Raw genomic sequence first — 21,864 nt, 5'->3', positions numbered from 1 at the left:
GTGATGCCCGCCAATCCGTTCACGTCCGGTTGATCGATACGCCGCCATCGGCAAACAGCGCCGTGCCGGTGGTGAAGCTCGAGGCGTCGGAGGCAAGGTAGAGCGCCGAACGGGCGATCTCTTCCGGCTGGGCTACACGCTTCAAGGCATGCAGATTTTCGACGAATGTCCGCGATTCCGGCGTCTTGAACGTCGCCGCCGGCGTATCGGTGCCGCCCGGCAGGAGCGCGTTGACGCGAATGGCTTTCGGGCCGTATTCGGCGGCAAGCACCTGCGTCAATCCGATCAGGCCAGCTTTGCTCGCCGCGTAGCTGGTCATGCCGGGCATGCCGACGGTGTGGCCGACAAAGGTGGAGGTGAAGATCAGCGAACCGCCACCCCGTTCGATCATCGCCGGCACCTGGTATTTCGCGCCGAGAAACGCGCTGGTGAGATTGGTGTCGAGCGTCTCGCGCCATCCATCCAGCGACAGGTCGGAAATCGACCCCATCTGACCGACAGCTCCGACATTGTTGAAGGCGATGTCAAGGCCACCGAACCTTTTGACAGCGAGTTCGACCAAGGCCCTCGCATGGGCCTCGTCCCTGACGTCGCCGGCAAGGGCTGCGGCTGAACCGCCCGCCTCCTCTATTTCGTTTACGAGCGTGTCGAGTTCAGCTTGGCGGCGCGCCGCTACGACGAGGCGGGCGCCCTGCTCGGCGAACAGCTTGGCCGTGGCGCGGCCGATGCCGGAACTGGCCCCAGTGACGATGGCGATTTTGTAGGTGAGAGCGAACATTGTTGCATCCTTTTCTTCGTGCCAGCCTTACTGGCGATCGGATGCTTGGTCGCAGGTCGGGCGGCCGTGAGCCACCCGATACCTGCAATGGCGCTGAGGGATCGCTATTGTTTCACAAGCCAACCCAGGCGATCGAGTGAAAGGGCGTAACTCACGGCGACCAAGAGCGCGACTATGATGGCCGTGGTCTTGTATCCAGCCGCGTAGAATCCGAGCGCGCCGCCGAACAGGATCGCCAATTCCAGCACCAGCCGCACTACGCCAGGGATCGGAACCGGCGCACGCCCCGACCGGCTGGGATCGTTTGGAACCGCGAAGGTTCCCCACAGGGCCGCCGCGATAAGTGGCACGACCGGCGCGGCGGCCCAGCGCCAGACTTCGCCGGAAAGACCCCAGCCGGCCATGGCGAGGCCGAGCAATGCGGCAAGCTCCAGCAAGAAGCGCAATGTCAGATTCCACCAGGCGTTACCCAACGTCGTACCTCCGAATTGCTGGACGTCAGCGATAGAGATCAAAGCCGGCCGCATCAACCAGCCGGGATGCGTCCTCTTCAGCACGGCGCAAAACGGCAAGCGCCGTCGCAAACAGTGCAAGGATGGCGGCGCGGTTTCGCTAGTGATACTCCTCGCGTGACGGACGGACGACATCCGCGATTTTTGGCGCGAGGCTACAACGTGAAAAAATACTCAGTATTCGCTATTGCCCGCGAGGCGATGCGCGGCCACAAGGGCTGGGAAGAACAGTGGACCTCGCCCGAGCCGAAGAAGGAATATGACGTCATCATCGTCGGCGCCGGCGGTCATGGCCTGGCGACGGCCTATTATCTGGCGAGTGAGCACGGCATCACCAATGTCGCAGTGCTGGAGAAGGGCTGGCTCGGCGGCGGCAACACTGGCCGCAACACCACCATCATCCGCTCCAACTATCTCTATGACGAGAGCGCTGGCATCTACGATCATGCATTGAAGCTGTGGGACGGGCTCAGCCAGGAGCTCAACTACAACGTCATGTATTCGGCGCGCGGCGTCATGATGCTCGCGCACAACGTTCACGACGTCCAGGTATTCAAGCGCCATATCCATGCCAACCGGCTCAACGGCATCGACAATGAATGGCTGACGCCGGAACAGGCGAAGGAATTCTGCCCGCCGCTCAACATCGCAAGGGAGGCGCGCTATCCGGTGATGGGCGCGGCGCTGCAGCGGCGCGGCGGCACGGCGCGCCACGACGCGGTCGCCTGGGGCTATGCGCGCGGCGCATCGGCGCGCGGCGTCCACATCATCCAGAACTGCGAGGTCACCGGCGTCAAGCGCGCGGCCAACGGCGCCGTCACCGGCGTCGAGACGACGCGCGGCTTCATCGGCGCAAAAAAGGTCGGCGTGGTCGCGGCCGGTCATTCCTCGGTCATCATGAACATGGCCGGCGTGCGCATGCCGCTCGAAAGCTATCCGCTGCAGGCGCTGGTGTCGGAGCCGGTCAAGCCGGTGGTGCCCTGCGTGGTGATGTCGAACACCGTGCACGCCTATATCTCGCAATCCGACAAGGGCGAGCTGGTGATCGGCGCCGGCACCGACCAGTATGTGTCCTATTCGCAGACCGGCGGCCTACACATATTGCAGCACACGCTCGATGCAATCTGCGAGATGTTCCCGATCTTCACGCGCATGAAGATGCTGCGCTCCTGGGGCGGCATCGTCGACGTGACGCCGGACCGCTCGCCGATCCTGGCGAAGACGCCGGTCAAGGGGCTCTATGTCAACTGCGGCTGGGGCACCGGCGGCTTCAAGGCGACACCCGGCTCAGGCAACGTCTTTGCCCACACCATCGCCAGGGACGACCCGCACCCGATCAACGCGCCCTTCACCCTTGAGCGCTTCCGCACCGGCCGCCTCATCGACGAGGCCGCGGCGGCGGCGGTGGCGCACTGATGATGGCCGAGATGGCTGTCGCGATGCCGCTGGTGCTCGCCGGCGAGCAGGGGCCTTTCCACGTGGCCTCGGCGCGCGAAGTGCGGGTCCAGGCGATCAGCCGGGCGGACCACGAGACGGATTGGCCGTTCTCGGTCGGTGAAGGCATGCTTGCCTGCGTCTGGAGCGGCGGCCGCAAGGTAGTGATGTTCTTCGAGAACAGGCCGAAGGATCTGGGCGAAGGCGAGCCCTTCCATCCGCGCGGCGTCATCGTCACCACAGACCCGATGCAGCTCACGCTCGGCAACATGGCGAACCGGGCGCTGTTGAAACCCTCGGCCAGCGTCGAGGAACGCATGCGGCTCGTCGCGCCCTTCGCGGCGCTCGGCCAGAGGCTTTGCGATCAACCGGCCGGCGCCCGCGTCGGCCATGGCGAATTGTAGGATCAACCTAGATGCTTCTCATCCGCTGTCCCTATTGCGAGGAAGAGCGCCCGGAACTCGAGTTCCGCAATGCCGGCGAGGCGCATATCGTGCGCCCGACCAACATTGCCGGCGAGAGTGACGACGACTTCGAGAAATTCTTCTTCATCCGCGCGAACCCGAAGGGCGTCATCTATGAGCGCTGGCGGCATATCCATGGCTGCGCGCGCTTCTTCAACGCCGTGCGCGACACCGTCACCGACAAGTTCGTCATGACCTACAAGGCCGGCGAGCCGAAGCCCGCTAAGCTGCCTGGAGCCTCGAAATGAACCCCGCGTTCCGCATTCCCGGCGCCGGGCGCCTCAGCCAGGCGAAGACGGCTTCCTTCAGTTTCGACGATAAGTCCTATGCCGGCATCGAAGGCGATACGCTCGCGTCGGCGCTGCTCGCCAACGGCGTCCACCTCGTCGGCCGTTCCTTCAAGTACCACCGGCCGCGCGGTTTCCTGTCGGCCGGCGCGGAGGAGCCCAACGCGCTGGTGCAGATCGTGCGCGACGATGCGCGCAAGACGCCGAATGTGCGGGCGACCGTGCAGGAGCTCTATGACGGGCTGACGGCCCATTCACAGAACCGCTGGCCCTCGCTTGCCTTCGACGTCGGCGCGGTCAACGATCTTGCCTCGCCGATGTTCTCGGCCGGCTTCTACTACAAGACCTTCATGTGGCCGAAGTCGGCCTGGAAGAATCTCTACGAGCCGAAGATCCGCGCGGCGGCCGGCCTCGGCGTTTCTCCCGACCGGCCGGACCCCGACCATTATGCCGCGCGCTATGCGCATTGCGAGGTGCTGGTGCTGGGCGGCGGTGCCGCCGGCATTGCCGCAGCACTTGCCGCCGCCGAAACGGGTGTGCGGGTGATCCTCGCCGACGAGCAGGCCGAATTCGGCGGCAGCCTGCGCTTCGAGAGCGGCGCCAAAATCGACGGCGAGAACGGCTTTGCCTGGGCTCAAGGTGCGATCGCGAAGCTCAAGGCCATGGACAATGTCCGCTTGCTGCCGCGCACGACTGCTTTTGGCTATTACGCGCAGAATTTCGTCAGTCTTGTCGAGCGGGTCAGCGACCATCTCAAGAGCCCTGGCCGGGAACTGGCGCGCGAGCGCCTGTGGCAGGTCCGCGCCAGGCGAGTCGTGCTGGCGACCGGCGCCATCGAGCGGCACATGGTGTTCGCCGACAACGACCGGCCGGGCATCATGCTGGCGTCGGCCGCGCGCACCTATCTCAACCACTATGGCGTCGCGGTCGGCAGGAATGTCGGCGTCTATACAGCGAACGACTCGGCTTACGCGGCGGCGATCGACCTGAAGAAGGCGGGCGTCAATGTCGCAGCAATCGTCGACCTGCGCGACAACCCGACCGGACCGGCGATCGACGAGGCGAGAGGCCTCGGCATCGAGATCAATTTCGGCCGCGCGGTGATCCGCGCCGGCGGCAAGCTGCGCGTGTCGTCTATGACCGTGCAGCCGAAGAATGGCGGCGGCGAGCGCACCATCCCGGTCGACGCCATCCTGATGTCGGCCGGCTGGACGCCGTCGGTGCATCTGTTCTCGCAGTCGCGCGGCAAGGTCGCCTTCAACGAGGAGACGCGGCGCTTCGTGCCGGGAACCTACGCGCAGGACTGTGTCTCGATCGGCGCCTGCAACGGCACCGACGGGCTGGACGCGACGATCGATGAGGCCTACGCGGCCGGCGCCAAGGCGGCAAAGGAAGCCGGCGGCAAGGCAGGCAAGAGCGCCAAGCCGAAGGTCGATGCCAGCGAGAGCTGGTCGCGCGGCATGCTTGGCGCCGCTCCCGGTGCCGGTCCGGACACCACGGTCAAGGCCTTCGTCGATTTCCAGAACGACGTCACCGCCAAGGACATCCGCCAGGCGGTGCACGAGGGCATGCATTCGATCGAGCACGTCAAGCGCTTCACCACCAACGGCATGGCGACCGACCAGGGCAAGACGTCGAACATGCACGGCCTGGCGATCGCGGCCGAGACGCTCGGCAAGCCGATCCCGCAGGTCGGCCTCACCACCTTCCGCGCGCCCTATACGCCGGTGACGTTCGGCTCGATCGTCGGCCATGCGCGCGGTGCCTTGTTCGACCCGACCCGCAGGACCGCGACCCATCCCTGGGCCGCCGCGCACGGAGCGGTCTTCGAGGATGTCGGCCAGTGGAAGCGCGCCTGGTACTTTCCCAGGGCCGGCGAGGACATGCACGCCGCCGTCAACCGCGAATGCGTGACGGTGCGAAAAGTGGCCGGGCTGTTCGACGCCTCGACGCTCGGCAAGATCGAGGTGGTCGGGCCGGACGCGGCGAAATTCATGGGACTGCTCTACACCAACCCGTGGGAGAAGCTGGAGCCCGGCCGCTGCCGCTACGGCATCATGCTGCGCGAGGACGGCTTCATCTATGACGACGGTGTTGTCGGCAGGCTGGCGCCGGACCGCTTCCATGTGACGACGACCACCGGCGGCGCGCCGCGCGTCATGCATCACATGGAGGATTACCTTCAGACCGAATTCCCGCATCTCAATGTCTGGCTGACTTCGATCACCGAGCAATGGGCGGTGATCGCGGTGCAGGGGCCCAAATCGCGCGAGATCATCGCCCCGCTGGTCGAAGGCATCGACATGTCGGACGAGGCGCTGCCGCATATGTCGGTGCGCGAGGGCAAGATCTGCGGCGTGCCGACGAGGCTGTTCCGGATGTCCTTCACCGGCGAGCGCGGCTTCGAGGTCAATGTGCCGGCCGATTATGGCGAAGCGGTCTGGGAAGCGCTGTGGGCCGAAGGCCAGAAGCATGGCGCCACTGCTTACGGCACCGAGTCCATGCACGTGTTGCGCGCCGAGAAGGGCTACATCATCGTCGGCCAGGACACCGACGGCACGGTCACGCCGAACGATGCCGGGCTCGACTGGGCGGTGGGCAAGAAGAAGACCGACTTCGTCGGCATACGCGGCATGGCCCGGTCTGACCTGGTCGCCAAGGGCCGCAAGCAGCTCGTCGGTCTGAAGACCAAGGACCCGAAGGTGGTGCTGGAAGAGGGCGCGCAGATCGTCGAGGATCCGAAGCAGGCGATCCCGATGAAGATGATCGGCCACGTCACATCCAGCTATTGGTCGGAGAATTGCGGGCGCTCGATCGCGCTGGCGATGGTCGCCGGCGGCCGCGACCGCATGGGCCAGACGCTCTACGTGCCGATGCCCAGCGGCACGATCGAGGTGGAGGTCACCGGCATGGTGTTCGTCGACGAGAAGGGAGAACGCCTCAATGGCTAAGGCTGCCGTCAAGACAAAAGCCGCTGAAGCCTCGGTCGAGCGGCGTCCCGCGCTTGGCGGCCGCGCGGTATCGGCGCCGGGCGTCAAGGTCGAGATCCTGCCGCCGGCCGAGCGCATTTCGCTGCGCGCGCCGGAGGCTTCGGTCGCCGCGTTGTCGAAGGCGCTCGGCGTGACGCTGCCGGCAAAGCCGAAGACCTCGGAGGCGAAGGGCGGGCGCACGGCGCTGTGGCTCGGGCCGGACGAGTGGCTGGTCATCGACGAGGCCAGCAACGATCCGCTGGCCGATTGCGCCAAGGTCTCGGCGCTGCATTCGGCGGTTGGCATCTCGCATCGCAACGTCGCGATCTCGGTCGCCGGCCTTGCGGCTGAGGTGACGGTCAATTCCGGTTGCCCGCAGGACCTGTCGCTCGAAGCATTCCCGGTCGGGGCGGCGTCGCGCACCATCCTGGGCAAGGCCGAGATCGTGCTGCTGCGTACCGCGAAAGACACGTTCCGGGTGGAGTGCTGGCGTTCCTTCTCGGACTATGTCTTTACTTTGCTGTCGGAAGCAGCGAGCGACGCGGCGAACTGATGCTTGCGGCCGATTGCCCTAATGGTCGCTGCGGGAACCATCGCCAATCCGGCCCGTTGTTTGCGACCAGCGAGGGAGAAGCCGATGCCGTCCAGATCCGCGCCGAAGTCGCCCAAGAAGACCGCGGCTGTCCGTTCGCTGGAGCGGGAACGGCATCACGAGGTCGAGGATGAGGAACTCGAGGAAGGCCTCGAGGACACGTTTCCGGCCAGCGATCCGGTGTCGATCACCGGAACCTCAATTTCTGGCGCTCCCGCAAAGTCTGGGAGGGCGAAGAACGTGACTGGAAAGAAGCCGCGTAAGAAATAGGCGGCTTGCGACATTGCTTCAGACGTTTCGAATACAGCTGAAACGAAAAAGGGCGGCCAAGTGCCGCCCGTTTTCGTTTAGTTTTTGTGCGAAGCTGCCTGCGCTTAAAGACCGGGCACGAACCACGGGTTGACGTCCATGCCGAGGCGCGGGCCCTTGGTGGTCTGGGTCTTGACGGCGTCGGCCTTTTCGACCGAACCGGTCGCAGTGCAGTCAAGCGTCATATTGGTGTTGGTCTGAGCGCAGGCCGCGGGGGCGTGCTTGGCCGGCTGGCTCGCGCCAGCGAAAGCGGCGCCCGAGAAAGCCAGCACGGCAGCGAGTGCGAGGATTGTCTTTTTCATCTTCCGTCTCCAGTCGATTTTCGTACATGTACGATATGCTGTACATATACGGTTAACGGAAGGTGAATGCAAGGGCGAATTTGTACGCGTACGACAAATTTTCTTGAACGTAGGAATTCACCGCCGCGGATCAAGCGATCGGATGGGCAAAACGGTCAAAGATGGCCGATCAGCAGTTGACGGGTGTTTCGGTGAGAGGGGGTATGTCCTGTGCCGACAAGGAGACCAGCATGAAGTCGCACATCCGCTTCACATAAGCCTGGGGATCGCCGAAGGGATAGAAGGGGAAGGTGATCAGCAACGAGATCGTGCCATGGCCGACGGTCCACAGCATGGTGGCGATGGCGCGCGGGTCGCCCTTGAGCTTGCCGGCGGCCACGCAGGCCTCGACCCTTTTGATCAGCACCTTCATCGCCGGGTTGCCCTCTTCCATGTCCTCGTAGCTGCGGCCCTCCGGCAGCCGCGTCTTCTCGGTCATAAACACGGTGCGATATTCATTGGGGTTGCCGAGCCCGAAGGCGGCATATTCGGTCATCACCGCCCGCAGCGCTTCGATCGGGTCATCGGCGGGATGCTCCTCGATGCGCCGGGCAAGCGTCTCGAAGGCGTCTTCAGCCAGCGCGAACAGGATGTCCTGCTTGTCGGCGAAATAGGAATAGACCGACATCGGCGCGTAGCCGACCCGCTTGGCCAGCTTGCGGATGGTAAGCCCTTCGTAGCCCTCTTCTTGGACGAGCTTGTGGGCCGCATCGACCAGTTCGGAACGAAGCTCGGCTTTCTGTTTCTCGCGGCGTTTCTGAACGCTCAGCGCCAATGTCCGCCTGCCTTTTGATTGGTTGCCTGACGAAATTATATACAGTGTACGGCAACGGGCAAGGGAGCGGCCTGGTTCGGCAAGGTACGCTCTAGCGCTTTGTTCCAACGCAATTCCAGACCGCCTTTCCCGAAATCAGGTGGCGCCGATGCCGCCATCGAGCGCGAGCGCATGGCCGGTCATGAAGGAGTTGGCGGGATCGGCGAGATAAAGGACGCCGGTCACGATCTCGTCGACCTCTCCGACCCGTTTCATCGGCACGCCGCGGGTGAGCTCGGCAAGCGCTTCGGCTTCCGGCGCGCCGGTGGAACGCACGAAGCCGTCGACCATCGCCGTCCTCGTATGAGCCGGGCAGACCGCGTTGATGCGTATCCCCTTGCTTGCATATTCGACCGCCGCCGAGCGCGTCAGCCCGACGACGCCATGCTTGGCGGCGGCGTAGACCGACAGCTTGGGCGCGCCGGAGAGACCCGCGACCGAGGCGATGTTGACGATGGCGCCGCCCCTGCCCGTTTCCCTGAACTGGCGCTCCATCTGCGGGATCTGGTGCTTCATGGCGTAGAAGACGCCGAGCAGGTCGACCTCAAGCACCCGGCGCGCTTCCTCCGACGTCACTTGCGGCAGGCGCACGAAGGCGTGCACGATCCCGGCATTGTTGATGGCGATGTCCAGCCGTCCGAACTTCTCGACGGCAAGCTTCACCAGATCCTCGGATAGCTTCTCGTCGGCAATGTTGCCGGCAAGGAGCCCGGTCTCGGCGTCGAGTGTCGCCGCGAAGTCGCCGAGCGCTGCTTCGTCGAGATCGGAAAGAACCAGCCGCGCCCCCTCGGCGGCGAAGGCTTTGGCCGTGCCGCTGCCGAGGCCGCCGGTCGCCCCCGTGATCAGCACCGCCGCTCCATCGAAACGGCCCATCGCTCAACGCTCCGTTGTCAAATCTTCTTGTCGATCAGGTCGACCGCCAGCGCGGCAAGCAGCTTCACCGCCTCGCCATAGGTCTTGGCCTTTTCCGGATTGGAGGCGTTGCCGTCCAGCGCGCGGCGGTAGACACCCTGGCAGATCGCCGCCAGCCGGAAGAAGGAGAAGGCGAGGAAGAAGGTCCAGTCGCCGATGCCGTCGATGCCGCGCCGGCGGCAATAGGCGGCGACATAGGCCTCCTCGGAAGGCAGGCCGAGCGTGGCGCGGTCGACGCCGCCGAGGCCGCGAAAGCCGGAAGCATGCGGCAGCCGCCACTGCATGCATTGATAGGCGAGGTCCGCAAAGGGATGGCCGAGCGTCGACAGCTCCCAGTCGAGCACGGCGATGACCTTCGGCTCGTCCTTGGCGAAGATCATGTTGTCCAGCCGGTAATCGCCATGCACCAGCGAGACGCGGCCGTCAGCGGCCGGCATATGGGTCTCGAGCCAGGCAATCAGCCGGTCCATGTCGGCGATGTTTTCGGTTTCGGAGGCGCGATACTGGCTGGTCCAGCGGGCGAACTGGCGCTCGAAATAGCTGCCCGGCTTGCCGAAATCGCTTAAGCCCACGGCCTCGATATCGACGTCGTGCAGGGCGGCGAGCGTCGCGTTCATGGCGTCGTAGATCGCGGCCCGCTCGTCATTGCCGGATGCATCCGGCAATGAGGGGTCCCAAAAGATGCGGCCGTCGAGGAACTCCATGACATAGAACATGCGGCCGATCGGCGTTACTTCGCCCGAGAGATGCAGCATGCGCGGCACCGGCACGGCGGTGCCGGCAAGCGCCTGCATGACCCGGAATTCACGGTCGACCTGGTGCGCCGATTTCAGCAGCTGTCCAGGCGGCTTGGCGCGCAGCACGTAGCGGCCGCTGGCGGCGGTGAGCAGATAGGTCGGATTCGACTGTCCGGATTTGAATTTTTCGATCGCGGAAAGCCCGGCAAAGCCCGGGATATGCGCTTCGAGGTACGGCGCAAGCGCCGCTTGATTGAGAGCGTTGGCGTCGCCGCTCATGCGGTCTCTGGCTGGCGCTCGATCAGCGTCAGCGTCAGCCAGCGCGCGGTGAGCGCGGGCTTCTTCGATCCTTCGATCTCGATGGTGACGTCATGCGCCGTCTGCACCCATCCTGAGGGCCGCACCTTGACGTCGGCCAGCACGAAGTGCGTGCGGATGCGCGAGCCCGTCTTCACCGGCGCCAGGAAGCGCAGCGTGTCGAAGCCATGGTTGACGCCCATCTTGGTGTTCTCGATCGGCGGCATGGTCTCGAAGGTCATGGCCGACAGCAGCGACAGCGACAGGAAGCCATGCGCGATGGTGCCGCCAAACGGCGTCTCACGCGCGGCGCGCTCCGGATCGCAATGGATGAACTGATGATCGTCGGTGGCGTCGGCGAACTGGTCGATCATGCGCTGCGTCACCGTGCGCCAGGGCGACACGCCGACTTCCTTGCCGACGCTGGCCAGAAGCGTATCGAGTCTGATCGGTTCCACGCTGATGTCCTCCGCACCCCCGCCCGGATAACGAGCGCTTTTATTCCTTGAACAATGTCATCCCGTGCTGCACCGACTGGCCGCCGTCGATCGGCAGGATGGCGCCGGTGACATAGCTTCCGGCACGGCTGCACAAATAGAGCGTTGCGCCGGCAATGTCATCCGCCACACCGATGCGGCCGAGCGGAACATGGTTACCGACATGTTTCGCCTGCTCCTCCGTGGCGGTGGCAAAGGCCGTCATCCGGCTCTGGAAGGGGCCGGGGGCAAAGGCATTGACGGTAATGCGGCGGGCGGCGAACTCGATCGCCAGTGTGCGCGTCAGGTGATGCACCGCGGCTTTGGAGGCGGTGTAGGAATAGGCATCGTCGGCCAGCGGCTGGGTGCCCATCACGGAGCCCAGATTGATCACGCGGGCCGGGTCCTCGTCGCTTGCGGCGGCGTCGAGCAGCGGCAGCAACTCGCGCGTCAGGTGGAAGACGGCGGTGACGTTGACGCCGAACACCTTGCCCCAGGCGTGATAGGGAAACTCCTCCAGCGGCGCGCCCCAGGAAATGCCGGCATTGTTGACCAGGATGTGCAGCCGATCCGTGCGCACCTTCACCTCGGCGACCAAACCAGCGATGCCCGCTTCGCTGGACACGTCGCCGTCAAAACCCTCGGCGCGGCCTGAGCCGCCAAGCGCGTTGAGCTCGCTGGCGACGCGCACGCAGTCCTCGCCCTTGCGCGAGGCGATCATCACGGTGGCACCGGCCCGTACCAGCCCGGTCGCGACCATGCGGCCGATGCCGGTCGCGGCACCGGTCACCAGTGCGGTCTTGCCGGCGACCGAGAACAGCCTGTCCAAATAGCTCATCCCAATTCCTCCCACGTGCCTCGTCCCGGCCGGAACCGAAGGACTCGCGTTGACAAGGCTAGCCGAAGTACGGTCATCCTTGCCACGGGTAAAGATGCATCTGTGAAAGGGCCAGAACCGATGGCGGACATGAATCTCGGCATGACCGAGCGGCTGAAGCCGATCCATCAGCGCGTGGCCGCGATGGTGCGCGACGAGATCGCGCCGCTCGGCGAGGAGTTTCTGGCCGAGGTTGGCCGGAACGGTGACCGCTGGGCCTATACGGCCAGGCAGACCGAGATCCTCGAAGGGTTGAAGAAGACGGCGCGGGCACGCGGGTTGTGGAATTTCTGGCTCACCGATTCCAAGCGCGGCTATGGCTTGTCGACCGTCGAATACGCCTATCTGGCGGAGGAGATGGGCAAGGCGCATCTCGGCGCCGAGACCTTCAACTGCTCGGCGCCCGACACCGGCAACATGGAAGTGCTGGAGCGCTACGGCTCGGAAGACCATAAGCAAGAATGGCTGGAGCCGTTGCTCGACGGCAGGATTCGCTCGGCTTATCTGATGACCGAGCCGGACGTCGCATCGTCCGACGCCACCAATATTTCGATGCGCTGCGAGCGGCGCGGCGGCTACTATGTGCTCAACGGCGAGAAATGGTGGGCGTCGGGCGCCGGCGATCCGCGCTGCGCGATCTACATCGTCATGGTGAGGACCGGCTCCGACGACGAGCCGCAGCATCGCCGGCATTCGATGATCCTGGTGCCCTCCGACAGCAAGGGCATCACTAAGTTGCGCCCAATGCAGGTCTATGGCGACGACGACGCGCCGCACGGCCATATGCATCTGAGGTTCGAGGATGTGCGGGTGCCGGCGGCGAACCTGATCCTCGGCGAGGGCAGGGGGTTCGAGATCGCGCAAGGGCGGCTGGGGCCGGGTCGCATCCATCACTGCATGCGCGCGATCGGCCAGGCCGAGATGGCGCTGGAGATGCTGTGCCAGCGTTCCGTGCGGCGCGAGGCCTTCGGCCAGTCGCTGGCCAAGCTCGGCGCCAATTTCGATATCATCGCCGAGTGCCGGATGGAGATCGAGATGGCGAGGCTCTTGTGCCTCAAGGCGGCATGGATGATCGACCAGGGCGATGCGCGCGCCGCCGCGCCCTGGATCAGCCAGATCAAGGTGGTGGCACCCCGCGTCGCGCTCAAGGTCACCGATGAGGCGGTGCAGATGTTCGGCGCGCAGGGCATCAGCCAGGACACGCCGCTTGCCCGCTCTTGGACGCATCTGAGAACCCTGCGGCTGGCCGACGGGCCGGACGCCGTGCATCGGCGGCAGGTGGCCCGCACCGAGCTCAGGAAATACACGCAGGAAAAGGTCTGATCGCCATGGCGCTTCCATCGGAAATGAAGGCCTTGCTGCTTGTCGGCGACGGCTACACCAGAACACCTTCGGCCGGCGCGCTGGAGGCGACGGAGCCTTATCTGCGGCCCGGCAATATCGCCGTGCCCGCGCCCGGCCCGACGCAGGCGCTGATTAAGGTCAGCCTTGCCTCGATAAACCCCTCCGATATCGCCTTCATCAAGGGCCAATACGGCCAGCCGCGGGTAAAGGGGCAGCCGGCAGGTTTCGAAGGCGTCGGCATCGTCGTCGCGACGGGCAACGATCCCTATGCAAGGAGCCTGGAGGGAAAGCGCGTCGCTTTCGCCACCGGGGTGTCGAACTGGGGCTCGTGGGCCGACTATGCGGTGGCGGAGGCGGCGTCCTGCATCCCACTGCTCGACACGGTGCGCGACGAGGACGGCGCCGCGATGATCGTCAATCCGCTGACCGCTTTAGCCATGTTCGACATCGTCAGCCGAGAAGGGGAGAAGGCGTTCATCATGACCGCCGGCGCCAGCCAGCTCTGCAAGCTGATCATCGGGCTCGCGAAGGAGGAAGGTTTTCGGCCGATCGTCACCGTGCGCCGCGAGGAGCAGATCCCGTTGCTGAAAGGCATCGGCGCCGCTCATGTGCTCAACGAGAAGGCGGCGGATTTCGAGGCTGCGCTGCGCGAGGTGATGAAAGCCGAGCAGCCGCGCATCTTCCTGGACGCGGTGACCGGCCCGCTGGCCTCGGCTATCTTCAATGCCATGCCGAAGCGTTCGCGCTGGATCGTCTATGGCCGGCTCGATGCCGAGCCGACGGTGATACGCGAGCCAGGCCAGTTGATCTTCCAGCACAAGCGCATCGAAGGCTTCTGGCTCGCCGAATGGATGCGGCGGTTCCGCGACCGGCTCGGCCCGGCGGTGCTGGAAGCGCAAAAACGCTTTTCCGACGGGCGGTGGTCGACCGATGTGACGGCGGTGGTGCCACTGGACGAGGCGATGGCGCGGCTGCCGGCCGAGTTGGCCAAGCCGAATGGCAAGGTGTTCATCAAGCCGTAGCGGCTACTCAGATTGGTGACCACTCAGCGCAGGCTCTCCAGGTCGCGGATGCGCTTGGCGCCGGCAGCTTCGAGTTGCCTGGTGACAGCGCCGATCAGCGTTTCGGCAACGACGAAGAGGGCGGCGGATGAGTCCCAGGCCGAAGGCACTGCGGTGCGGCCGGCGATCACGTGGCGGGCGAAGCGGGCGATGGGTGACAGCCACTGGTCGGTGAAGAGCACGATCTGCACGCCGCGCTCGTGCGCCTTCTCGGCGAAGCGGATCAGACTTTCCTGGTAGCGCCTGATGTCGAAGATCACCAGCACGTCGCGCTTGCCCATATCGATCAGCCGGTCGCGCCAGATGCTCTCCTGGCCGGCGAGGTGGTAGACATCCGGCTGGATGATGGCGAGATGGGCGGCCATGTAGCGCGCCAGCGGGTCGGTGAAGCGGCCGCCGATCAGGAAGGTCTTGCCGCGCCGCTCGGCAAGTCTTGCGGCGATGTCGGCCAGCTGCTTGTCGGAGAGGTGCCGGAACGTCTCGCGCATGTTGTCGAGCGTCGCCTCCAGCATCGGCGAAACCGCGCCGCCACCGGCGGGCGATGCCGGGTTGAGCGTGCGCGACGCCGGCGACTGTAACTGCGCCGCCAGTTCATCCTGCAACGCCGACTGGAATTCGGGATAGTTCTGGAAACCCAGCCTGGCGACGAAACGCAGGATCGTCGGCGATGAAACTCCCGCCGCGATCGAGAATTCGGCCACCGTCTTCAGCCCGGTCAGCGGATAGTTGGCAATCAGCGTCTGTGCGGCGCGGCGCTCGCCCGCCGGCATGGTGCCGATGCGGTCCGAGATCAGTTCGGCGATGCTGGAGATCATGGTTTTCCCCACCCTTTGACCCGGTCGCCGCCGTTTTCGGAATTCGGCGTTTGACAAAGCCGGGTAAAGTGTATGAAATCATTCACAGGGACGCAATGAGGCAAAATACGTAACATACGATACAGCGCTCCCCAGGGGACGGCAGTATGGAGAAAGCACGGCCGGCCAGCCTTGCACCGTCGGAGACCGTAAGGGTGACCAACCCCGGCGGCTCGAGCCCCTTCGTCCTCACCTGCGACCACGCCTCGAACTTCCTGCCAGCCGAATTCGGCACGCTGGGCCTGCCCATCGAGGATCTGTCCCGCCACATCGCCTGGGATCCGGGCGCGTTGCCCGTCGCCAGCCGCATGGCCGATGCGCTCGATGCCACGCTGGTCGAGACCCGGGTCTCGCGCCTGGTGATCGACTGCAACCGGCCGCTCGACGCGCCGGACCTCGTGCCGCCGGTCAGCGAGACGACGGCCATCCCGGGCAATACGGGTCTTTCCGACAAACAGCGCGCGGCGCGCGTCGACCTGGCCTGGCGTCCATTCCATGACACCATCGCCGAGATCATCGAACAGCGGCTGGCGCGTGGCCAGGAGACGCGGCTGGTGTCGGTGCACTCCTTTACGCCGGTCTACAGGGGCAGGAGCCGACCCTGGCATATCGGCATCATCCATGACGACGACCGCAGGCTGGCGGCGCCGCTGATATCGGCATTGCAGCGGCTTGCCGGCGTCACCGTCGGCGTCAACGAGCCTTATTCGCCGGCCGACCGCGTCTACTTCACGCTGGAACGGCATGCGCGCTCGCGCGGCCTTGCCTGCGCGATGATCGAAATCCGCAACGACGAAATCTCCGGCGAGACCGGGCAGCGGAAATGGGCGGATCTGCTCACAGGCATATTTTCGAATCTGGAGCCCGAGGAGGCCAGGGGTTCCCGACAACGCGCAATGGGAAAGTCAATTCAATCGGCCAGCTAAGAATCAACAGGGGACTAACATGTCAGCGCAAGACTACACAGAAGTCGACAAGCACGAGGACCTAAAGGTTCTCCACGGAATGGGCTATGCCCAGGAATTGTCGCGAAGCATGAGCCGCTTCTCGAACTTCGCGATCTCCTTCTCGATCATCTGCATCCTTTCGGGCGGCATCAACTCTTTCGCCCAGGCGATATCTTCGATCGGCGGCGCCGGCGCCGGCATCGGCTGGATCGTCGGTTGCGCCGTATCCGGATTCTTCGCCCTCGCCATGGCGCAGATCGCCTCGGCATTCCCGACAGCGGGCGGCCTTTATCATTGGGCGTCGATCCTCGGCAACCGATTCACCGGCTGGCTGACTGCATGGCTCAACCTGCTTGGCCTGATCACCGTGCTGGGCGCCATCAACATCGGCACCGCATTCTTCTTCGTCGGAACGTTCGGCAGTTGGTTCGGCATCACCGGCACACCGGGAGAGATCGTCGGATTTGTCGCCGTCATCACGGTGATCCAGGCGCTCTGCAATCATTTCGGCATCAAGCTCACCGCCATGCTGACCGACGCTTCCGGCTTCCTGATCCTTGGCGCGACGGCGGTGTTGATCGTGGCTTGCCTGGTTTTCGCTCCGGCAATCGACATCACCAGGCTGTGGACGTTCACCAATTATTCGGGCGACGCAGGCGGCGGGGTTTTCCCGCAGTCGGATTCCATGACCTACCTGTTCCTGCTCTGCCTGCTGCTGCCGGTCTACACCATTACCGGCTATGACGCGTCGGCGCATACATCGGAAGAAACGCTGAAGGCCGCGCATTCCGTTCCGCGGGCGATCATTTCGTCGGTGCTCTGGTCGTCGCTTATCGGCTGGGCTATGGTCTGCGCGATCGTGCTGGCCATTCCGGACCTCGCGGCAGGTGCCAAGCAGGGTTGGAGCGTCTTCTTCTCGACCATGGACGCGATCCTGCCGGTCTGGCTCAAGGAACTGCTCTACCTTGCCATCCTGATTTCGCAGTTCCTCTGCGGCCTCGCCACCGTGACCTCGGCGTCGCGCATGCTTTTCGCCTTCTCGCGCGACGGCGGCATGCCGGTTGGCTCGGCCTCGCTTGCCAAGGTCAGCCCGACCTGGCGCACGCCCGTCCACGCGATCTGGACGGCTGCTGTCCTCGAGATCATCTATGTCTTTCTTGCCCAGTTCATCTCGATTGGTGGCACGAACATCTACACCATCGTCGTCAACTCGACGCTGGTCTTCCTGTTCCTCTCCTTCATCATCCCGATCGTGCTCGGCATGATGGCTTTCGGAACGGCAAAATGGCCGAGCCCGGGCCCATGGAATCTCGGTGCCGGGCTGTTCAAGCTGGTTTGCATCCTGTCAGTCATAGGCATGGCGATCATCTTCTACATCGCCATCCAGCCGCCGAACGATAAGGTGCTCTATATCACCATCGGCTTCATCCTGCTGACCGCGGTGCTTTGGTACGGCTTCGAGAACCGCCGCTTCCAGGGTCCGCCGATCGGCGATGAGATCGCCAAGCGCCAGGCGGCGATCAAGGCGGCCGAACAGGCGGTGGGCGAAACCGGCAACTGAGACCTCCCTTCAATGCCATGGCCGGCGCCGCGCCGGCCATGGTTTCGTTTCCACCCTTCAATCGACCAGCACTGGAGTGCCAAAGGAATGGCCGGGAATTTCTCTTTCGAACAGTTGAAGCAAGCGGTCTCGAACGGTGAGATCGACACGGTGCTGGCCTGCATCGTCGACATGCAGGGCCGGCTCGCGGGAAAGCGCTTCCTGGCCCAGTATTTCGTCGATTCGGCGCATGACGAGACGCATGGCTGCAACTATCTGCTGGCGGCCGACATCGATATGGAGCCGGTCCCCGGCTACAAGGCTGCGAGCTGGTCGAAGGGCTATGGCGACTTCGTCATGAAGCCCGACCTATCGACGCTGCGGCGCATCCCCTGGCTCGAAAAGACGGCGCTGGTCATCTGCGACGTGCTCGACCACCACGACCATGAGGACCTGGCGCATTCTCCGCGCGCGATCCTGAAGAGGCAGGTCAAGCGGCTGAGCGAGCGCGGCTATATCGGCTATTTCGCTTCCGAACTCGAATTCTACCTGTTCAGCGAAACCTACGATTCCGCCCGCAAGAAGCACTGGCAGGGCCTCGACTCGGCCTCGCCCTATATCGGCGACTACCAGATCGGCATCACCACCAAGGAAGAAGGCGTCATGCGCCGGCTTCGCAACGAGATGGAGGCCGCCGGCATTCCGATCGAGAATTCCAAGGGCGAGTGGGGGCCCGGCCAGGAAGAGATCAACGTGCGCTATGCCGAAGCGCTCGAGATGGCCGACCGCCACGTCATCCTGAAGAACGGCGCCAAGGAGATCGCCGATTCCGAAGGCAAGGCGATCTCCTTCATGGCCAAGTACAATTACGGGCTCGCCGGCAACTCCAGCCACATCCACAATTCGCTGTGGAGCGCCGACGGCAAGACGCCGCTTTTCTTCGACAAAAACGCCGAATGGACGCTGTCGACCCTCGGCCAGCAATGGGCGGCCGGCCAGCTCAAATACGCCAAGGAGTTCACCTGGTTCCTGGCGCCCTACATCAACTCCTACAAGCGCTTCCAGGCCGGCACCTTCGCACCGACCAAGATCATGTGGAGCGAGGACAACCGCACCGCCGGCTTCCGGCTCTGCGGCGAAGGCACCAAGGGCATCCGCATGGAGTGCCGCATCGGCGGCGCCGACTTGAACCCGTATCTCGCCTTCGCCGCGCTCATCGCCGCCGGCCTTGCCGGCATCGACGAGAAGTTGGAACTGCAAAAGCCTTTCTTCGGTGATGCTTATCAAGCGTCGCAGCTGCCGGAGATCCCGAAGACGCTGCGCGACGCCACCGAGACGCTGTCGAAGTCGAAAATGCTGAAGCAGGCTTTCGGTGAGGACGTCATCGAGCACTATGTGCACACGGCTCACTGGGAGCAGTTCGAGTACGACCGCCGCATCACGGATTGGGAACTGCACCGGGGGTTTGAGCGGTACTAGGTACCAGCGCCAAGGCGCCGACGCTGCCCTTTACTCTCTCTGGGACTGGAGCGCCGGGGCCGGACTTTCTTTCTTCTCTGCGATGGGCGGAAGAAGGGGCGAAGCGTGAAGCCAAGGCCACATGATTTTCGATTGTTGTAAAACTGCGAGGAAGAAATGACCGAAACGGTCAAACTCAAATCACCCATCGACGGCTCGATCTATGCCGAGCGGCCGGTCGCGACGGACCAGGCGATCAACGCGGCGGTGGAGCGCGCCAAGGCGGCGCAGGAAAAATGGGCCGAAACGCCCATCGTCGAGCGCGGCAAATACATGCTGGCGATGCTGGAAGCACTGGTCGCCATGACCGATGAGATCGTGCCCGAGATCGCCTGGCAGATGGGTCGGCCGGTGCGCTATGGCGGCGAGTTCGGCGGCGTCAAGGAACGCACCAGCTACATGGTCGAGATCGCTGAAGCCGCGCTGAAGCCGGTCATGGCCTCCAATCCGAAGGAGGGCTTTCGCCGCTATGTGAAGAAGGTGCCGCTCGGCGTCGTCCTGGTGATCGCTCCCTGGAACTATCCCTATCTCACCGCGGTCAACACCATCGTGCCGGCGCTGATGGCCGGAAGCGCCGTCATCCTCAAGCACGCCGCGCAGACGCTGCTGGTCGGCGAGCGCTTCCAACAGGCTTTTGACAAGGCAGGTCTCCCCAAGGGCCTGTTCCAGAACCTGGTCATGAACCACACCCAGACCGAGAAGCTGCTTGGCTCGGGCAAGATCGACCATGTCAACTTCACCGGCTCGGTGGCTGGCGGCCGTGCCATCGAGAAGGCGGCGGCAGGCAGCTTCATGACGCTCGGCCTCGAGCTCGGCGGCAAGGACCCGGCCTATGTGCTGCCCGACGCCAAGATGGACCACGCGGTCGCCAATCTTGTCGACGGCGCCTTCTACAATTCCGGCCAGTGCTGCTGCGGCATCGAGCGCGTCTATGTGCACGAGAAGGTCTATGACGAGTTCGTCGAGGGTTTCGTCGCCGAGACCAAGAACTACGTCGTCGGCAACCCGCTGGAGCACGCGACCACCATGGGGCCGATGGCGCAGGCGCGCTTTGCCGACCTGATCCGCGAGCAGAAGGCCGAGGCGCTGCGCAAGGGCGCCAGGGCGCACATCGACATGAAGGTCGAGAACGATCGGCCCGGCTCGCCCTATCTGGCGCCCGAAGTGCTGACCGAGGTCGACCACCAGATGAGCGTCATGCGCGAGGAAAGTTTTGGACCGATCGTCGGCATCATGAAGGTGCGCAACGATGAAGAGGCGATCGCGCTGATGAACGACAGCCCCTATGGGCTGACGGCCTCGATCTGGACGCGCGACACCGAGCGCGCGGTGGCGATCGGCGACCGCGTCGAGACCGGCACCGTGTTCATGAACCGCTGCGACTACCTCGACCCGGCGCTGGTCTGGACCGGCGTCAAGGACACCGGCAAGGGCGCCGCGCTCTCGGCCATCGGCTACGACAATTTGACCCGGCCGAAATCATACCACCTGCGTGAAGCGATCTGATTTTTCGAAAGACAGAAAATGTCCAAGCTCATCTCCAAATGGAACTACCCCACCACCGTCCGTTTCGGCGCCGGCCGCATCAAGGAACTGCCGGACGCGCTGGCGGCCGCCGGCATCAAGCGCCCGCTGTTCGTCACTGATCCGGGCCTGGCAAAGCTTCCGGTCGTCGCATCGACGCTAAAAATCCTAGACGCGGCACAAGTGCCCTATGGCGTGTTTTCCGAGGTGAAGCCGAACCCGGTCGAGTCCAACCTCACCGCCGGCATCGCGGTGTTCAAGAAGGGCAAGCATGACGGCGTCATCGCCTTCGGCGGCGGCTCGGCGCTCGACCTCGGCAAGCTGATCGCCTTTCAGGCCGGGCAGACTCGGCCCGTATGGGATTTCGAGGACATCGGCGACTGGTGGACCAGAGCCAATTCGGACGCGATCGCGCCGATCATCGCGGTGCCGACCACGGCCGGCACCGGGTCCGAGGTCGGCCGCGCCGGCGTCATCACCAACGAGGCGACCCACACCAAGAAGGTCATCTTCCACCCGAAGCTTCTGCCGGCGATCGTCATTGCCGATCCGGAGCTGTCGGCCGGCATGCCGCCCTTCATCACTGCCGGCACCGGCATGGATGCGCTCGCCCACTGCCTCGAAGCCTATTGCGCGCCGGGCTATCACCCGATGGCCGACGGCATCGCGGTGGAAGGCATCAGGCTGGTGTTCGAGAACCTGCCCAAGGCCTTCGCCAACGGCAAGGATCTGGTTGCCCGCGCCCATATGATGAGCGCCGCCGCCATGGGTGCCGCCGCCTTCCAGAAGGGGCTGGGGGCCATCCACTCGCTGTCGCATCCGATCGGCGCGCTCTACGACACCCATCACGGCATGACCAATGCGGTATTCATGCCCTATGTGCTCGCCTTCAACCGCGAGGCGATCGAGGACCGCATCGCCCGGCTCGCCGCCTATTGCGGCATCAAGGGCGGCTTCGATGGTTTCGCCAAGGCAATCGTCAAGCTGCGCAAGGAACTCAAGGTGCCGCACGCGCTGCCCGGCCTGATCAAGGGCCTCGACATGGACAAGAAGCGCAAGGCGCTGATCGCCGATATGGCGGTGGTCGATCCGACCGCCGGCGGCAACCCGGTCAAGCTCACCAAGAAGGCGGCGCTGACGCTGCTGGAAGACGCCATCGCCGGCTCCGTATGAGAGCCGGCTTCGGATGCCGAAAAGTTGAAGAAGACGACACCCAATGAAAAGGAGAGGGGGCAAAAAGCAAGGCAACTAACCATTAGCCGGAAAATTAACTGCGG

The 21,864-nt window shown here is 64.3% G+C and carries 22 protein-coding genes; 13 read left to right on the top strand and 9 right to left on the bottom strand.

What is annotated here, in order from left to right; translation table 11 throughout:
* Positions 1–19: 19 nt before the first annotated feature.
* Complete coding sequence (locus AU465_RS28345) at positions 20–778, bottom strand: SDR family oxidoreductase (RefSeq protein ID WP_192255513.1); 759 nt, start codon at positions 776–778, stop codon at positions 20–22.
* 104 nt (positions 779–882) lie between these two features.
* Entirely contained in the window at positions 883–1,251 is a 369-nt protein-coding gene (locus tag AU465_RS28340; RefSeq protein WP_192255511.1) for a YrdB family protein, read from the bottom strand.
* A gap of 201 nt (positions 1,252–1,452) precedes the next feature.
* Between AU465_RS28340 and AU465_RS28335 the strand changes: the two genes are divergently transcribed.
* The 6 genes from AU465_RS28335 to AU465_RS28310 all read left to right on the top strand — a co-directional run bounded on the left by AU465_RS28335 (position 1,453) and on the right by AU465_RS28310 (position 7,306).
* Positions 1,453–2,706 carry a sarcosine oxidase subunit beta gene (locus tag AU465_RS28335; protein ID WP_192255509.1) on the top strand — a complete coding sequence of 418 codons (1,254 nt, stop codon included), beginning with the start codon at positions 1,453–1,455 and terminating at the stop codon, positions 2,704–2,706.
* Complete coding sequence (locus AU465_RS28330; RefSeq protein ID WP_192255507.1) at positions 2,706–3,128, top strand: hypothetical protein; 423 nt, start codon at positions 2,706–2,708, stop codon at positions 3,126–3,128. Before AU465_RS28335 ends, AU465_RS28330 begins: the two co-directional genes overlap by 1 nt.
* A gap of 11 nt (positions 3,129–3,139) precedes the next feature.
* Positions 3,140–3,436: a sarcosine oxidase subunit delta gene (locus tag AU465_RS28325; RefSeq protein WP_192255505.1), complete on the top strand. Its 297-nt coding sequence runs from the start codon at positions 3,140–3,142 to the stop codon at positions 3,434–3,436.
* Positions 3,433–6,426 (top strand): sarcosine oxidase subunit alpha, encoded by a 2,994-nt coding sequence (locus AU465_RS28320; RefSeq protein ID WP_192255503.1) that lies wholly within the window; start codon positions 3,433–3,435, stop codon positions 6,424–6,426. The genes AU465_RS28325 and AU465_RS28320 overlap by 4 nt, the downstream gene beginning before the upstream one ends.
* Positions 6,419–6,997 carry a sarcosine oxidase subunit gamma gene (locus AU465_RS28315; protein ID WP_192255501.1) on the top strand — a complete coding sequence of 193 codons (579 nt, stop codon included), beginning with the start codon at positions 6,419–6,421 and terminating at the stop codon, positions 6,995–6,997. The genes AU465_RS28320 and AU465_RS28315 overlap by 8 nt, the downstream gene beginning before the upstream one ends.
* Positions 6,998–7,081: 84 nt before the next feature.
* Complete coding sequence (locus AU465_RS28310; RefSeq protein WP_192255499.1) at positions 7,082–7,306, top strand: hypothetical protein; 225 nt, start codon at positions 7,082–7,084, stop codon at positions 7,304–7,306.
* Positions 7,307–7,410: 104 nt separating this feature from the next.
* On the opposite strand, the gene AU465_RS28305 is transcribed toward AU465_RS28310, so the two are convergent.
* The 6 genes from AU465_RS28305 to AU465_RS28280 form a co-directional block, all read right to left on the bottom strand.
* Positions 7,411–7,647 carry a DUF680 domain-containing protein gene (locus AU465_RS28305; RefSeq protein ID WP_192255497.1) on the bottom strand — a complete coding sequence of 79 codons (237 nt, stop codon included), beginning with the start codon at positions 7,645–7,647 and terminating at the stop codon, positions 7,411–7,413.
* Positions 7,648–7,816: 169 nt separating this feature from the next.
* Positions 7,817–8,461 carry a TetR/AcrR family transcriptional regulator gene (locus tag AU465_RS28300; protein ID WP_192255495.1) on the bottom strand — a complete coding sequence of 215 codons (645 nt, stop codon included), beginning with the start codon at positions 8,459–8,461 and terminating at the stop codon, positions 7,817–7,819.
* A gap of 135 nt (positions 8,462–8,596) precedes the next feature.
* Complete coding sequence (locus AU465_RS28295; protein WP_192255493.1) at positions 8,597–9,373, bottom strand: SDR family NAD(P)-dependent oxidoreductase; 777 nt, start codon at positions 9,371–9,373, stop codon at positions 8,597–8,599.
* A 17-nt stretch (positions 9,374–9,390) separates the two neighbouring features.
* Entirely contained in the window at positions 9,391–10,428 is a 1,038-nt protein-coding gene (locus AU465_RS28290; RefSeq protein ID WP_192255491.1) for a phosphotransferase family protein, read from the bottom strand.
* Entirely contained in the window at positions 10,425–10,910 is a 486-nt protein-coding gene (locus AU465_RS28285; protein WP_312891328.1) for a MaoC family dehydratase, read from the bottom strand. Before AU465_RS28285 ends, AU465_RS28290 begins: the two co-directional genes overlap by 4 nt.
* A 34-nt stretch (positions 10,911–10,944) precedes the next feature.
* On the bottom strand, positions 10,945–11,760 hold the full coding sequence (locus AU465_RS28280) for an SDR family oxidoreductase (protein WP_192255488.1): 816 nt from the start codon (positions 11,758–11,760) through the stop codon (positions 10,945–10,947).
* 120 nt (positions 11,761–11,880) lie between these two features.
* Here AU465_RS28280 and AU465_RS28275 point away from each other — a divergent pair, with 120 nt between their 5' ends.
* On the top strand, positions 11,881–13,122 hold the full coding sequence (locus AU465_RS28275) for an acyl-CoA dehydrogenase family protein (RefSeq protein ID WP_192255486.1): 1,242 nt from the start codon (positions 11,881–11,883) through the stop codon (positions 13,120–13,122).
* A 5-nt stretch (positions 13,123–13,127) separates the two neighbouring features.
* Complete coding sequence (locus AU465_RS28270) at positions 13,128–14,165, top strand: zinc-binding dehydrogenase (protein ID WP_192255484.1); 1,038 nt, start codon at positions 13,128–13,130, stop codon at positions 14,163–14,165.
* Between the two features lie 23 nt (positions 14,166–14,188).
* Here AU465_RS28270 and AU465_RS28265 read toward each other — a convergent pair whose 3' ends face one another.
* Positions 14,189–15,019, bottom strand: a complete 831-nt coding sequence (locus AU465_RS28265) for a MurR/RpiR family transcriptional regulator (protein WP_192255482.1) — start codon at positions 15,017–15,019, stop codon at positions 14,189–14,191.
* 146 nt (positions 15,020–15,165) lie between these two features.
* Between AU465_RS28265 and AU465_RS28260 the strand changes: the two genes are divergently transcribed.
* The 5 genes from AU465_RS28260 (at position 15,166) to AU465_RS28240 (ending at position 21,760) form a co-directional block, all read left to right on the top strand.
* Positions 15,166–15,984 (top strand): N-formylglutamate amidohydrolase, encoded by an 819-nt coding sequence (locus AU465_RS28260; RefSeq protein WP_192255480.1) that lies wholly within the window; start codon positions 15,166–15,168, stop codon positions 15,982–15,984.
* 19 nt (positions 15,985–16,003) lie between these two features.
* Entirely contained in the window at positions 16,004–17,566 is a 1,563-nt protein-coding gene (locus tag AU465_RS28255) for an amino acid permease (RefSeq protein WP_192255478.1), read from the top strand.
* Between the two features lie 87 nt (positions 17,567–17,653).
* Positions 17,654–19,024 (top strand): glutamine synthetase family protein, encoded by a 1,371-nt coding sequence (locus tag AU465_RS28250; protein ID WP_192255476.1) that lies wholly within the window; start codon positions 17,654–17,656, stop codon positions 19,022–19,024.
* 156 nt (positions 19,025–19,180) lie between these two features.
* Positions 19,181–20,569, top strand: a complete 1,389-nt coding sequence (locus AU465_RS28245) for an aldehyde dehydrogenase family protein (protein ID WP_192255474.1) — start codon at positions 19,181–19,183, stop codon at positions 20,567–20,569.
* An 18-nt stretch (positions 20,570–20,587) separates the two neighbouring features.
* Positions 20,588–21,760 (top strand): iron-containing alcohol dehydrogenase, encoded by a 1,173-nt coding sequence (locus tag AU465_RS28240; protein WP_192255472.1) that lies wholly within the window; start codon positions 20,588–20,590, stop codon positions 21,758–21,760.
* Positions 21,761–21,864 lie beyond the last annotated feature (104 nt).

The organism is Mesorhizobium silamurunense (assembly GCF_014843905.1).
Classification (GTDB): domain Bacteria; phylum Pseudomonadota; class Alphaproteobacteria; order Rhizobiales; family Rhizobiaceae; genus Mesorhizobium; species Mesorhizobium silamurunense.
This window is presented reverse-complemented; position numbering and strand designations above follow the sequence as displayed.